This window comes from Bacillus sp. 41-22 (assembly GCF_025809295.1).
Lineage (GTDB): Bacteria > Bacillota > Bacilli > Bacillales > Bacillaceae_G > Bacillus_A > Bacillus_A mycoides.
The window spans coordinates 1,426,364-1,439,734 of record NZ_CP084035.1 but is presented as its reverse complement, the minus strand read 5'-3'; the positions used below and the strand labels follow the sequence as shown (position 1 = coordinate 1,439,734).

The following is a 13,371-nucleotide window of genomic DNA, read 5'->3' as shown; positions in this document are numbered from 1 at the left end:
ACCTCGTTTTTCGCTTGGCAACGTTAACCTATTGTAAGCTTGCTGCGGGACCGAAAAATTCATAATGAATGTTCTCTTGTTTAACACCCAAATCAATTAATGCAGCATTTATATGTTTCATAAATGGTACTGGACCGCAGAAATAAAATTCTGCATCAGTCGTTGGAATAATAGTTTGTAACCATTCACGTTCAATGAATCCTTCTTGATCAAAATTCTTCATTTCCACATCTTGCTCTGTCGGTGAAGAATAGCAAGTATATGCTTTAACTTGTTCATACTCTTTTTCTACTGTCTCAACATGCTCTTTCATCGCATGTGTATTACTATTTATCGCCGCATGAACAAAGCATACATTACGCTTTGATTCTTGTTCAATTAACGTATTTAACATACTCATCATCGGTGTAATACCTACTCCACCGCTAATTAGTACAACAGGTAATGTTGACTCCATATTTAATACGAAATCTCCCGCTGGTGCACTTACTGGTAAGACATCCCCTTCCCCTACATGATCATGTAAGTAATTAGATACTTTACCATCTGGTGTATCTACACCTTTTTCTTTCTTTACACTAATACGATAATATTCTTTTCCTGGAGCATCAGACAAGCTATATTGACGATTATGTGTATATGTCTCACCTTTAATATTTATTTGAATCGTTACATATTGTCCTGGGATGAATGAAGAAACTTTCCCGCCATCTTCAGGTTTTAAATAAAATGATGTAATAACGTCGCTTTCCTTCACTTTTTTAACAATCACAAAGTTGCGGAAATCTTTCCATCCACCTTCTTTATGTGCAGCTTCTTCATACATACCCGCTTCAATGCTAATGAATGCATCAGCAATGACGCCATACGCTTCTCCCCATGCATTTAAAACTTCATCAGGTGCGCCTGCGACCTCTTTAATCGCTCGTAGTAAGCATGTACCTACTATTGGATAATGCTCTGCTTTAATACCTAAACTTCTATGCTTATGACCGATTTGTTTTACAACTGGAATAATAGCTTCTAAATTATCAATGTACATTGCAGCTGCATAAACAGCATTTGCTAATGCTTGTTGTTGTCTTCCTTTTTTCTGGTTCGTATGGTTGAAAATATTCAATAACTCCGGATGTTCCGAAAATAAAATTTGATAAAATCTCGTTGTAATCTCAACGCCTTTTTCTTGTAATAACGGTACTGTTGACTTTACGATTTCAATTGTTTTTGCACTTAACATTGTATCCCACTCCTCTATTTCCTTAACTGTTTTTAGTTTAACTGAATTGTATAATTCATATTGTGATTTTAATCACTATTAACATGGTGTTTTTGTGAAAAATATATGAACAATGCACATATTAAGTAAATTTTAATTAGCCCCCATTAATTGTGCTCAAAAAAAAAAGCTAACTAGAATTCTAGCTAGCCTACTACTTTGTTTGTATTGCTTGTTCAATTACTCTTATATTCTGCCCATCTCCAAACTCTGTATACCCCCATATATTCGTTTCACCTTTATGTTTATTCACAAGTATATCCAAGTCATGATATACGCGATGAGCATAGATTACATACTCAATATTCTGAAGCTCCACACCTTTTTTTACAATTTCATAACTTCTATTCACATCGCGTTTTATTTTTTCATTTTTTATTTCTTTATGTATATTTTTTAAAGAGGCTTCTTGCTCTTGAAACCATCGTTTAAAATGTTTCCAATCCCCATCTGTATATTTCTCTGCCTTGCCATAATTCAAGAAATTATTATAACTTTCATGTGTCGTACGAACAAAATCGAGTGTCTTCTTCTTCTCTTGCACCTCTTCTATTTGTGCTACTGTATTTACTCCAGCAGACTTATTCGCATAATATAATAGTACTTTCATAAGACTATAGCTCGCTATTGCCATCACAGTAATAGTTACCAATACACTTAACAATTTCTTCATATACAGAACCCCTTTTCTACTATGAATATTACAATGTACTGTTACACTTGTAACATTCTCTCGTAGAAATGTAATTCCTGTTTAAATCCTCCTTTTCATTTCGACACTATTTTTCTACAAACTTCTCCTTGGTAAATGCTCTTGTAAAACAACATAACCTTCATAAGCTGTATAACCGAGTATAGCCATTAATCCGATATAACAAGCAAATACTGTCCATTTCGTTTTCGTATCGACTTTATAATAATTTTCTTGTTGTTCCTTTTCTGTTTCCCATTCATTTAATTTTCTTTCTGACATTTCAAATGCTTCTCTTATATGAATTGTATGCATTTCTTTTTCATCTTCATATGGGACATAATCAAGTGGCTCAAATTTTGGTAAAAGGTACTCTAGCACTTCAATCTTTTGAAGTTCTCCTGTTTTTAATTCTTTTTCACGTTCTCTTTGTCTTAATACATTCATTTCATGGTGAATCATATAAATCGTTCGATGCACCGCACCAGTTTCTTTTAATTCCTCTTCAAGCCTAGCAACATATCCTGTCATTCCATCGATTTTATATCCTAATTCCTTAATCGGCTCATCTCTCTTTATTACTCTATATAGTTCCATACAGCCGATAATAAAAATAAACCCTCCTAAAATACTCTTGAAGTAAATAGAATAGCCGAGTAGTAAAACTAGCCCTGCTCCCCAAATTTTCGTGCTTACAACTGAAATTATTCGTCCACCATCTAATGGAGAAACTGGAATTAAATTAAAGAAATTAATCATACTTCCAAGTAAAATAATAAGCGCCCAAAACGGCTCTTTCGTGATTATATACAGTGGGATCGCAGGTAAAAATGAAAGCAATCCGAAAAGAGGTCCCATATATGCAATGTAAGCTTCATCTTTTGCATTTTTCGGCATCTCTTTCATCCCAATAAGAGCTCCCATAAATGGTATGAAGATTGCTGGCGATGTTGGTATCCCTTTCTTTCTCGCTGCCCATAAATGCCCCATCTCATGTACAAACAATAAATATACGAGTGCTACCCCAAACTTCCAACCATATATGACTGCGTATGCACCAAGCGATAAAAACATACTAAATACTGTTGAAAATTTTGCTAACTTAAAAATTGCAAATACCCATTTTAACTTAGATAGTAAAAATAACCCTATTGCAACTATAACTCCCCATAATCCTTTTTTATTATTTTTCATATTCCTCTCCTTTATCTCGCTTTATTGAGCCATATACACTCATCAAAACTTATTCTTTTTCTCTATTATGACATATTTTTTTCTATTGTTAGAAATAATGTTTATTCCATCCATTTTTAGCCAAAAATAAAAATAAAAGGAGGTAAATACAAATGAAATTACAATCTCTTATGATAGGCGCTCTATCGTTTTTAGCTTCAACTCTTATTTTTTATACCGTCAGCTACGTATTATTATTAGATTGGTTGCCAAATCACTTATTTATAGCCCTTATTATTCTTTCTGCTCTTATGATTTCCTTTCTAATTACACGAAAATCAATGAATGAGCCATCTGCAAAAGCAAAATAATAGAGGGGATCTTTCCCCTCTATTATCATTTCCTAGGAAAGGCCATATAGACTTTATGATTCTTACTGCCCGCTATTTACGGGCAGTAAGAATCCCACCTCAAAATTCGGCTGGAGCAAAGAATTTAGGTAGGATTCGTGCTAATAATCAGCGGGGGATGCCCCCACTGATTAAAATTTCACTTTATCTTTGTAAATTCATTTTTTCACCATACTCTTTAACAATTTGAATAATGTTTTGAAATGCTCCTACTTTTTCTTTCTTACTATTTAATATTTGTAAATCGTGATTATCATAATAGGTTTCTAGTGATTTTAATTGTGATTCTGAAGCATCTTTTATCGGAACAGTAACATTCAACTCATACTGTTTATACCCTTCCTTTACTTTTTCAGCTGAAATTATTTCACTCTCTTTTGCGCCAATTAATTTTTGGACCTTTTCCGGGAAAATTAATTGCAAATAATATTCTTGTTCCTTTGCTAACTTATTATATAGTGATTGTGAAATCGTATAACGTACTGTATAATTCATTTTTTGATCACCAGCTTTAATATGAAACGCAGTAATCTGCATGTCTTTTTTTGTTACTTCCGTTAAATTACCTACCTGCATCTCATCTTCTTTTTGTTCTGGAATCTTTGGAAAGATAGCCAAAAGCTTTTCCGTATCTTTTTCGTTAAGCATATACATATCTTTCTTATATTGAATCCATCCTCGGCGATCTTCTCCTCTTAACCATGCATAATATGTTTCTTTTTTTCCATCACTACTAATTTGTATTTCATATTCCGGTTCACCAAAACTACCCGTTACTTCTTGTTTTTCCGCTTTGTTTATAATATCCACCACCAACTCCGCATCCATTTTCTTTAAATTTTTTTCTTCTTTACCTTTTTGCATAACAGTTACTTGTAATGGTTCTCTCATTTCATTCACTGTCTCCTCTACTTGTTCCGGTTCTTTCTTTTGCTCGGATTGACCACACGACGCGAGTAAAATAACACATAAAAACATTAAATATTTCCCTTTCAAATCGATTCTCCTTTTCCAATAAGAAATTCTTATAACCCTCATGCATAAAACAAAAACGTTACATTATATAGAATGAGCTATACTATAAACTGAAGGGAGGATTTTACAATGTCCATTAATTTTCATGATGCAAATAATAAGTATACGTATGCAAATCGTAACGCACATATTTCATGGCAGGAAACAATAAACAATATTGTAGATGTGCAAAATAAACAAGTAATTGATATAGGTTGTGGTGGCGGCATTTACACGAAAGAACTTGCTCTTATGGGAGCCAAAAGTGTTGTTGGGCTTGATTTTTCAAAAGAAATATTACAAGCTGCAAAAGAAAATTGTAATGCCTTCCCAAACATTTCATTCATTCACGGTGATGCACATAATATCTCATTCCCTAATGAAACATTCGACCTTGTCATTTCTCGTGCAGTCATTCATCATTTGCATGATATTCCCACATTTATACGAGAGGCTTCTCGTATATTAAAAAAAGACGGTCTACTTATTTTACAAGACCGGACCATTGAAGATTGTATAATCCCAGGAAGTCCTGAACACCTTCGTGGATATTTTTTCTCGGTCTTTCCAAAACTCATTGAAACAGAAGCGCAAAGAAGACCAAAAACCACTACTATACAGCAAATATTACAAACATATCCTCTTCAAGCGCTCCCCATTCAAACACAATGGGAAGTACGAAAAGTACATGATTCTGTAGAGGCTTTGCTACAAGATTTATCTCCTCGAACAGGCCGATCCATTCTATATGAACTAACAGATAATGAACTTTCTCAGCTTCTACATCATATCCAAACGGCATTACAAAACGTCTCTCCTATCATCGAAAGAGATCGTTGGACAATTTGGAGCGCGAAAAAATTGTAAGGAAGGAAGCCTCACAAAATAATGTGAGGCTTCCTTCTTTCATAATCTAATTTTGCAACACTCTTGATATCCTCCACTCCTGGCCTGTGCACTTCCACACTTCGGACATACTAAATATCTAGACTGATTTGTCAACAAACTACCTTTTTGAAAGAGTAAAACTTCTGCTTGTTTAAACGAACGCGAATAATATAACCACATAAAACCAATTATAGCAATAATGCCAAATAATACTCCCATCGCAAGCATTTCAGTCACCTCTTTTGGTTTGTTCTTTCCAGCAAGTGGATTGTTGTATTATTCTCTGCAAATTCAAACAATTCCTTCCTTACTCTTATAAATATCGATTTTCTCCATAAACTTTACAATTCTCTATAATGTTTTACAGCATTTTTACAAATAGTATTAACCCCTATATTCTCAGCTATATTTCTACAGGAAAGTGTATTTCTCAAAAAATATGTTGACTTTCTAAAAAAAACATGTAAAAATGTTGTCAGAATACTTGAATAAAAATTCATTGACGAGAACGAGTATGTTATAGAGCTGTTCCCCAGAGAGTTGGTATTTTGCTGAAAGCCAACGCTCAGTTCGTAACCGAAAATCATCTCCGAGAAGTAGAACCGAATGCTAAAGTAAGTTCTTACCGGTCGTCCCCCGTTACAAGGAACACGTATCATGTTGTACGTTGTAAAGCCGTATACATATAGATATATTTCTACATGTATAAATTAGGGTGGTATCGCGGGTAAATATAACTCGTCCCTTTCTTAAGGGGCGAGTTTTTTGTGTTCTTACAATGAATTTACAAAAAAGGAGAAAAAAAAACAATGAACACTGTATCAAAAAAACATGTTTTTTTCACAGGTCTTATGCTGTTTTCTTTATTTTTTGGAGCAGGAAATTTAATTTTCCCTCCAATGCTTGGACAAAATGCTGGTGAAAACTTTTGGCCAGCAATGATTGGTTTTTTACTAACAGGAGTCGGCTTACCACTACTTACTGTTATCGCTATTTCTCTATCAGGAAATGGAATGCAACAACTTGCAAGTCATGTTCACCCATTATTCGGAATATTCTTTACGGTAGTTGTATACATTGCAATCGGTCCATCTATGGGCATCCCACGTGTTGCTAATGTCGCTTATGAAATGGGAATTAGTTCTTTCTTACCAGAAACTATTCGCTCTAGCAGCCTAACGCTATTTTTATACACAGTCATCTTCTTTGCTATCGTATTTTGGCTTAGTTTAAATCCTTCTAAACTCGTCGATCGTATCGGAAGCGTATTAACACCTATTTTATTACTCTCTATTTTCTTATTATTCTTTAAGAGTGTATTTTTACCACTTGGGCAATCAGGACCAGCAATGCAAGAGTATCAAACTTCTCCAGTTTTCAAAGGTTTTATGGAAGGATACTTAACGATGGATACCATTTCAGCGCTTGCATTTGGAATTATCGTTGTAAATGCAATTCGCTCAAAAGGTGTGAATGACCGCAAATCAATTGCCATCGCAACAGCAAAAGCAGGACTTATTGCCGCTACTGGTCTCGTACTTGTATATGGTGCACTTGGCTGGCTCGGTACAACTAGTGTCTCTCTCGGATACGCAACAAACGGCGGACAGCTACTTACCGTTATCGTACAACAATTACTCGGTCCATATGGTCTAATTCTATTATCTCTTATCGTTACACTCGCTTGCTTAACAACATGTATTGGACTTGTATCTGCATGCAGTCAATACTTCTCAACATTATTAACGAAATTTTCATACACAACGTTAGCAAGTGTCATTTGCACATTAGGATTATTAGTTGCCAACTTAGGTTTAACAAAAATTATCGCAATCTCTGTTCCTATTTTACTTGTTGTATATCCAATTGCGATTGTACTCGTATTACTATCATTACTTCATAAATATTTCGGTGGATATCGTTCTGTTTATGTAGGTGCGTTAATTGGATCTGCAGTTGTGAGCGTATTTGATGGATTAAAACAAGGGAATATTCCTGTTTCATCTATCACATCTTATTTCGAGTTTATTCCATTATATAATGAAGGAATTGGCTGGTTAGTACCAGCATTAGTTGGGGCTATTATCGGTTTTGCTATCGCAAAATTAAGTGGCGCCAAAGCAGTACCATTAACGGATCATTCACCTGAATCGAAAGTATCATAAAAAAACTCCCATTTCGGGAGTTTTTTACATTTGATAAGAAGTATGATTAAAGCTACTTACTTTATAAGCCTTCGTATAGTAATCAATATTCGTATCCACTGTTTCTACTTTTACAACATCATAGCAATCTTCTTGCTTCACTAGAAATAAATAATATTCTTCTGTCGCCTCAATAATTGCAATACGATCTGTTTCAATATCATATTGTTCACAAAGTGCTTGCAACGCATTCACATAGTTACCTAATTTTTTCGTTTCATCCATTCCAAATATCGTTTGAACTAACATACACTCTCTCCCCTTTGTATGTACTGTTAACACCTTAATGATAACGCTTACATAAATAACCTGTCAATAAAAAGCTTTGACCATATATAGTCAAAGCTTCCTTCTTATTTCGTCAATTGGTGTCTAAACGCATAAATAACCGCCTGTGTCCGGTCACTTACATTTAGCTTATTTAATATATTACTCACATGTGTCTTTACTGTTTTAAGGGCAATAAACAACTCATCTGCAATCTCTTGATTACTTTTCCCCTCTGCAATTAATAACAAAATTTCAGACTCTCTTTCTGTTAACTCCTCATGCAAAGGTTGTTCTTTCTTCTGACGCATACGAGACATCATTTTGCCAGTAACTTTCGGCTCTAATACCGTTTCCCCATCATAAGTAGCTCTTACAGCATCTGCAATATCACTCGCTCTTGATGTTTTTAATAAATAACTTGTCGCCCCCGCCTCAATAACAGGATATAACTTTTCATCATCTAAAAAGCTCGTGACAACTACAATTTTCGCTTCTGGCCATTCTTGAATAATAGCACGTGTCGCTTCAACCCCATCCATCTCATCCATAACAAGGTCCATTAAAATAATATCCGGTCTTAATTGCAAAGCTAACTCTGAACCTTTTCTTCCATTTTCAGCTTCTCCAACTACTTCAATATCTGGCTGCGTTGATAAATATGCTGATACACCCATTCGAACCATTTCATGATCATCAACTAGTAATACTTTTATCATGATTCTCCCCCTCTCTCAATCATAATAGGTACTTTCACTTCTATTTGCGTACCTTTATTCGGAAAACTAAGAACTTTTAATGTACCACCAATTTCATGAACTCGCTCTTGCATTGACCTTAAACCGTATGAACCAGCCTTATTAACACCAACTTTAAACCCAACACCGTCATCAATAATTTTCAAAATCGCATATTGATCAATTTTCCGAAGGCGTACTTCGGTTTTCTTTGCCTTCGCATGCCGTAAAGTATTAGACAGCGCCTCTTGTACAATACGGAATAAATGATCCTCTACACCTTTTTTTAATTGAATCGGTTCAATTAACCATTCAATTTTCATATGTTGCTTTCTAGACAGTTCTGTTAATAATTCTTCTATACCCTCTGTTAGTTTCTTACCTTCTAACTGCACTGGGCGTAAATGAAGGAGCAAAGCTCTCATTTCTGATTGTGCATTTACAACCATATTCTCAACAAGCTGCAACTGTTTTTTCGTCGTGTCTGGAATTTCAGCTGCTTGCTCATTAATGGCTGACATCATCATCGACATTGCAAAAAGCTGCTGACTTACAGAATCGTGTAGCTCTCTCGCTAATCGATGCCTTTCTTGAGAAATCGCTTCTTGTCTCATCTCTTCATTCCAATGGGCTCGTTCATTCGTTACTTTTTGAAATAGCCCAGCTTGCTCCTCTAAGCGACGAGCAAGACCAATTACTTTTCGTTCCACTTCATGAAATTCATCGTCCGCAGTAAATGAAACATCACTCGGAAAATTCCCTCGCTCTACTTCAAATAGAAAAGTATTTAATCCTTGTATACGCTGTTCTATATAATAACCGATTGCATATCCTACAATTCCTCCGATAAGAAGACTCGTACTCATAATAAACAAGCCAATTGGAACAGAAGCAATGGATTCTTTCCAGAGTAAATCATAAACTTGTTGCTCGCTTTTCCATACATATACAATTGTACAAATAAGTGCGATACTCACAGAGGACAACATAGAATAACGAATATACATCCACGAAATATTCCTTTGTTTTTTCATTATACTTTCCTCACTTCCGTATCGCCTACGACAAGCGAAGAAATAATTTTAATACGACGAGGGGCTTCTTTATACTGTTCTGTTCTAAACGTAACATTACGGTTAAATCCAGTTTCTTCGTGTCCTGGCAGGAGCACTCGCCCAACAATAACAGAATGATTTAAAGACAATTCAATATCATATGGTACATATAAGCGAATATTACCAATGACGCCCCGAATCACAATAACCGTTTCTCCCTCTGGAATCATAGCAGTTGTTAAATCAATCTCGACGTCACAAGCACCATATTGGACGTTAATATCCTCTATTTCATAAATATGATCCATCATTCGTACATTACCTACAAACATATTTTTTATATACGGTTCTGTACGATATATTTGTTTTTCTTCATTTATATATCCCTTTTCTTTAATTTCAACTTTCATTGCTTTTTGCCGATGTCCTTGTTGAATAAGTTGATAACCAATTAAAGCTAAACAAGCAAACACAACAAGTACGAATGCCGCTGATGAAAATAAGAAGAATAAGAAGACAATACCACCGACAAATAAAAATACATTCCCTCTTACATAACGGTTCTTCTTTCGATAATGTCTTCCAAACATAATCATAATAAATGCAAATATTAGACCACCTGGTTCAAAATGTCCAAGTATCATATCAAGAAAAAGACCGAATCCAAATATGATGAGGAGCATCCCCATAAATTGTGTTTTTGAAAATTGCTTCTTCATTTCAGCTCCCCCCTCCTTGTCACATATACATAGAAGAAAAGGCATTGCTTTCCAACACCTTTTCTCCTATCACTATATCATAAGCCTGTTTTATTATATACTACAATTATTTTGTTACTTCTTTCGTTAACGATACTTCATTTTTCTCTTTCATTTCACTCTCTAGTTTTGCAATTTTCATATCAAATGTATCACGCTCATGCTCTTCATTTATACGAAGCTCTATGTCACGAATGTGATCTTCAATTTCTTCGAATCGTAAGAACGGATTATTTTCATCCATTTTATGCATAGCAGTATTCATACGGCGGTTTGCATGCGCCATATTTTCACGTGCCATTAATTCCATACGCTTTGCGTTCATTTCTTTTAATTTATTTTTCATTTCTGAAAGACGACGCTCTAACTCATCAATTTGCTCTACAACACCAGCATACATTTCTTCTAAGCGAGTTACTTGCCCTTCATAATACGCTACTTCTTCTAATGCACGTTCATGCAATTGCAATTCGCCTGCTTCTTGTGCGATGATAGCTTGCTTTGATCTTTTATTAACGAAATAACGTGCTTGCTCAAGCTCACGAGCGAAGTTAGATTTTAATGTTTTATGACGCTGAATTAACTTCTCAATTTTTGTTATTTCACGCTCACTATCTCGTAAATATTGGTTTAACATAGCAATTGGATTTTTTCTTTCTTTCTCATCTAACACATTATGAAAATCAGCTAAAATTGCATCGCGTACACGTCCGAATAAAGATTGTTTCATTATAATCTTCCTCTCTTCTACTTTATAATTTGATTTATTTTATATTAGTTTTTCATTAACTTGTTCCACTCATCTTCAAAGTTGCTATATGGTTTAGCACTTTCTGGAGCAGAATCAACAACTACATTTTTTCCTTTTTGCCACTCACGGTATCCGTAGTATAAAACTACTAATGCTGCGATACCGATTAATGCTGGGGAATGAGAAAGTGCAATGGACAAACCGATTAAACCAACAATACCCCAAGCTAACTTTCCAAAGAATGATTTAGCTCGCACAAATGATTTATAGCTCCAGTACACAACTCCTGCTCCAATGGCGAATCCTACAATACCAGCAAGACTACCAAGAGCAATTAAAGCCAAAATACCGGCTGCGATAAACGCTAGAAATTGTTTCATCTTGTGCTTGCCTCCCTTCGATTTGATACTCTTATCTTAACTATTTTTTCATTTTTTCATAACGAGCTTAAGAACTGTTTTCGACTCAGACTTAAGACCGAGTTAAATTCAGCCTTTTGCAAAAATATGCGGTAGGATAGGATGATTCACTCTTTTATCGCACATAAAAAGCCGTACAGAGAACATTCTCTGTACGGCTTTCGTTACTATTCATAAACTTCATTTTAAATTATGCTGTTTTGTGATACTCTTTCTTTCCCGCTACTTTAGAAAACCTCGGGAAACCAATTAATATAGAAATGATTCCACATACTCCAACTAAGATTGGATAAAACGCATATGGTAACAATTCAATTGGAGATAACGCCGCAAATCCTGCTGCCGTTAACATTTGCGCACCATACGGAATTAATCCTTGCACACAGCATGAGAAAAGATCTAATACACTCGCTGATTTACGAGGGTCAATTTCATATTGATCTGCAATGTTTTTCGCAAGCGGACCTGTAAAGATAATAGAAATCGTATTATTCGCTGTACACATATTCGTCATACTCACTAAGCCAGCAATACCGAACTCTGCTCCTTTTTTTGAACGAATGTTACGCGTTAAAAGATTCATTAAATATTGAATGCCACCATTATATTGAATCAGTTCGACCATACCACCAATTAAAATGGCAAGTAACACTAACTCCATCATACCGCCCATTCCAGTCGTTACACTTTTAAAGAAACTCTCTAACGTATAACTTCCATCTATAAGACCGATAACACCAGATAGTACAGTTCCACCGGTTAATACAATAAGTACATTCCAGCCAAGTAGCGCTGTAACAAGTACACCTGCATATGGTAAAATCTTCACCCAATCAAATGTATGAGCTTTAATTTCTGTATCATTACCTAAAGTAATCATTACTAATAGTACAATTGTAATGACTGCAGCTGGCAATACAATTAAAAAATTCGTTTTAAACTTATCTTTCATTTCTGTTCCTTGCGAACGAACAGCAGCAATTGTCGTATCAGAAATAAATGATAAATTATCACCAAACATCGCTCCACCCACAACAGTAGCCATCGTAAGCGCAATTGAGATATCAGTTTGCCCACTAATACCTACAGCAATCGGTGCTAATGCAGCAATTGTTCCCATTGAAGTTCCCATCGCTAATGAAATAAATGCCCCTATAACAAAAATTCCAGCAACGATAAATCCTTGGGGTAAAATAGATAACGCTAAGTTAACAGTGGAATCAACTCCGCCCATTCCTTTTGCTGTTTCAGAAAACGCCCCTGCAAGTACAAAAATCAGAACCATGATCATAATATCAGGGTTTCCTGCACCTTTAGCAAATCGTTCTACTTTCACATTAAAGCTTTCCTTACGATTCATCACTAAAGCAATTCCTACAGCAATCATAATCGCTACGAGTATCGGCAATTTATAGAAATCACCTGTAATAATCCCAGAACCAATAAATAGCGCCAAAAATATTCCAAGTGGTAATAAAGCTAAACCATTTCCTCTCGTTTCTTTCAAAGTATCATCTCTCCCTAGTTTTCAACCTTTTCTAATTAACAACAAAAGACCTCTTCCGACGAGAAGAGGTCTTATACATCTATAAGAAACACTCTTCTCATTTTTCAAGCACACGCTTGCTGGATTTGGCACAGCACTCTGAAATCGAGTCCGCTGCCGAGGCATCGTAGGGCCAGTCCCTCCGCCTCTCTTTATAAGAAGGTTTCATATTTATTTTTAAA

General features: G+C 35.3%; 14 protein-coding genes, 1 pseudogene, 1 riboswitch and 1 other annotated feature. Of the genes and pseudogenes, 3 read left to right on the top strand and 12 right to left on the bottom strand.

Annotated elements, in window-relative coordinates; all coding sequences use genetic code 11:
• Positions 1-28 precede the first annotated feature (28 nt).
• From hmpA to LCF45_RS07370, 3 genes are all read right to left on the bottom strand, one after another.
• Positions 29-1,237 carry an NO-inducible flavohemoprotein gene (hmpA, locus tag LCF45_RS07380; protein ID WP_060750567.1) on the bottom strand — a complete coding sequence of 403 codons (1,209 nt, stop codon included), beginning with the start codon at positions 1,235-1,237 and terminating at the stop codon, positions 29-31.
• 193 nt (positions 1,238-1,430) lie between these two features.
• A complete protein-coding gene (locus LCF45_RS07375; protein WP_002186313.1) occupies positions 1,431-1,949 on the bottom strand; it encodes a hypothetical protein in 519 nt (172 codons plus the stop codon).
• Between the two features lie 114 nt (positions 1,950-2,063).
• A complete protein-coding gene (locus LCF45_RS07370; protein ID WP_002186315.1) occupies positions 2,064-3,161 on the bottom strand; it encodes a site-2 protease family protein in 1,098 nt (365 codons plus the stop codon).
• 152 nt (positions 3,162-3,313) lie between these two features.
• Here LCF45_RS07370 and LCF45_RS07365 point away from each other — a divergent pair, with 152 nt between their 5' ends.
• Complete coding sequence (locus LCF45_RS07365; RefSeq protein WP_000776287.1) at positions 3,314-3,511, top strand: hypothetical protein; 198 nt, start codon at positions 3,314-3,316, stop codon at positions 3,509-3,511.
• Between the two features lie 183 nt (positions 3,512-3,694).
• Here LCF45_RS07365 and LCF45_RS07360 read toward each other — a convergent pair whose 3' ends face one another.
• On the bottom strand, positions 3,695-4,546 hold the full coding sequence (locus tag LCF45_RS07360; RefSeq protein ID WP_078206321.1) for a YhfM domain-containing protein: 852 nt from the start codon (positions 4,544-4,546) through the stop codon (positions 3,695-3,697).
• 108 nt (positions 4,547-4,654) lie between these two features.
• On the opposite strand from LCF45_RS07360, the gene LCF45_RS07355 reads away from it, so the two are divergent.
• Positions 4,655-5,431: a class I SAM-dependent methyltransferase gene (locus LCF45_RS07355; protein ID WP_078206322.1), complete on the top strand. Its 777-nt coding sequence runs from the start codon at positions 4,655-4,657 to the stop codon at positions 5,429-5,431.
• 39 nt (positions 5,432-5,470) lie between these two features.
• Here the strand turns inward: LCF45_RS07355 and LCF45_RS07350 are convergent, their stop codons facing one another.
• The gene (locus LCF45_RS07350; RefSeq protein WP_000880630.1) at positions 5,471-5,680 is read right to left on the bottom strand and encodes a hypothetical protein; all 210 of its coding nucleotides are present in this window, start codon (positions 5,678-5,680) and stop codon (positions 5,471-5,473) included.
• 262 nt (positions 5,681-5,942) lie between these two features.
• Positions 5,943-6,201: a binding site (T-box leader), on the top strand.
• 60 nt (positions 6,202-6,261) lie between these two features.
• On the opposite strand from LCF45_RS07350, the gene brnQ3 reads away from it, so the two are divergent.
• Positions 6,262-7,617 (top strand): branched-chain amino acid transport system II carrier protein BrnQ3, encoded by a 1,356-nt coding sequence (brnQ3, locus tag LCF45_RS07345; RefSeq protein ID WP_263894723.1) that lies wholly within the window; start codon positions 6,262-6,264, stop codon positions 7,615-7,617.
• 24 nt (positions 7,618-7,641) lie between these two features.
• On the opposite strand, the pseudogene LCF45_RS07340 reads toward brnQ3, so the two are convergent.
• From LCF45_RS07340 to LCF45_RS07310, 7 genes and pseudogenes are all read right to left on the bottom strand, one after another.
• A pseudogene (locus LCF45_RS07340) lies at positions 7,642-7,999 on the bottom strand (DUF3992 domain-containing protein).
• 10 nt (positions 8,000-8,009) lie between these two features.
• Entirely contained in the window at positions 8,010-8,642 is a 633-nt protein-coding gene (locus LCF45_RS07335) for a response regulator (protein WP_000598709.1), read from the bottom strand.
• Positions 8,639-9,694 carry a sensor histidine kinase gene (locus LCF45_RS07330; protein WP_002011673.1) on the bottom strand — a complete coding sequence of 352 codons (1,056 nt, stop codon included), beginning with the start codon at positions 9,692-9,694 and terminating at the stop codon, positions 8,639-8,641. Before LCF45_RS07330 ends, LCF45_RS07335 begins: the two co-directional genes overlap by 4 nt.
• Positions 9,694-10,434 (bottom strand): cell wall-active antibiotics response protein LiaF, encoded by a 741-nt coding sequence (gene liaF / locus LCF45_RS07325; RefSeq protein WP_002126337.1) that lies wholly within the window; start codon positions 10,432-10,434, stop codon positions 9,694-9,696. Before liaF ends, LCF45_RS07330 begins: the two co-directional genes overlap by 1 nt.
• Positions 10,435-10,540: 106 nt before the next feature.
• Complete coding sequence (locus LCF45_RS07320; protein ID WP_002011675.1) at positions 10,541-11,203, bottom strand: PspA/IM30 family protein; 663 nt, start codon at positions 11,201-11,203, stop codon at positions 10,541-10,543.
• 44 nt (positions 11,204-11,247) lie between these two features.
• Positions 11,248-11,604, bottom strand: a complete 357-nt coding sequence (locus tag LCF45_RS07315) for a lmo0954 family membrane protein (protein ID WP_078206325.1) — start codon at positions 11,602-11,604, stop codon at positions 11,248-11,250.
• A 229-nt stretch (positions 11,605-11,833) separates the two neighbouring features.
• Positions 11,834-13,150: a Na+/H+ antiporter NhaC family protein gene (locus tag LCF45_RS07310; protein WP_002168806.1), complete on the bottom strand. Its 1,317-nt coding sequence runs from the start codon at positions 13,148-13,150 to the stop codon at positions 11,834-11,836.
• A gap of 94 nt (positions 13,151-13,244) precedes the next feature.
• A riboswitch (SAM riboswitch) is annotated at positions 13,245-13,350 on the bottom strand.
• Between the last annotated feature and the right edge of the window lie 21 nt (positions 13,351-13,371).

What these genes read in the sequence shown, in the direction of transcription:
- LCF45_RS07330 (WP_002011673.1), bottom strand. Translation starts at nt 9,694, where the DNA reads ATGAAAAAACAAAGGAATATTTCGTGGATGTATATTCGTTATTCTATG.
- LCF45_RS07375 (WP_002186313.1), bottom strand. Translation starts at nt 1,949, where the DNA reads ATGAAGAAATTGTTAAGTGTATTGGTAACTATTACTGTGATGGCAATA.
- LCF45_RS07315 (WP_078206325.1), bottom strand. Translation starts at nt 11,604, where the DNA reads ATGAAACAATTTCTAGCGTTTATCGCAGCCGGTATTTTGGCTTTAATT.
- LCF45_RS07335 (WP_000598709.1), bottom strand. Translation starts at nt 8,642, where the DNA reads ATGATAAAAGTATTACTAGTTGATGATCATGAAATGGTTCGAATGGGT.
- LCF45_RS07370 (WP_002186315.1), bottom strand. Translation starts at nt 3,161, where the DNA reads ATGAAAAATAATAAAAAAGGATTATGGGGAGTTATAGTTGCAATAGGG.
- liaF (WP_002126337.1), bottom strand. Translation starts at nt 10,434, where the DNA reads ATGAAGAAGCAATTTTCAAAAACACAATTTATGGGGATGCTCCTCATC.
- LCF45_RS07320 (WP_002011675.1), bottom strand. Translation starts at nt 11,203, where the DNA reads ATGAAACAATCTTTATTCGGACGTGTACGCGATGCAATTTTAGCTGAT.
- LCF45_RS07365 (WP_000776287.1), top strand. Translation starts at nt 3,314, where the DNA reads ATGAAATTACAATCTCTTATGATAGGCGCTCTATCGTTTTTAGCTTCA.
- LCF45_RS07355 (WP_078206322.1), top strand. Translation starts at nt 4,655, where the DNA reads ATGTCCATTAATTTTCATGATGCAAATAATAAGTATACGTATGCAAAT.
- brnQ3 (WP_263894723.1), top strand. Translation starts at nt 6,262, where the DNA reads ATGAACACTGTATCAAAAAAACATGTTTTTTTCACAGGTCTTATGCTG.
- LCF45_RS07350 (WP_000880630.1), bottom strand. Translation starts at nt 5,680, where the DNA reads ATGCTTGCGATGGGAGTATTATTTGGCATTATTGCTATAATTGGTTTT.
- hmpA (WP_060750567.1), bottom strand. Translation starts at nt 1,237, where the DNA reads ATGTTAAGTGCAAAAACAATTGAAATCGTAAAGTCAACAGTACCGTTA.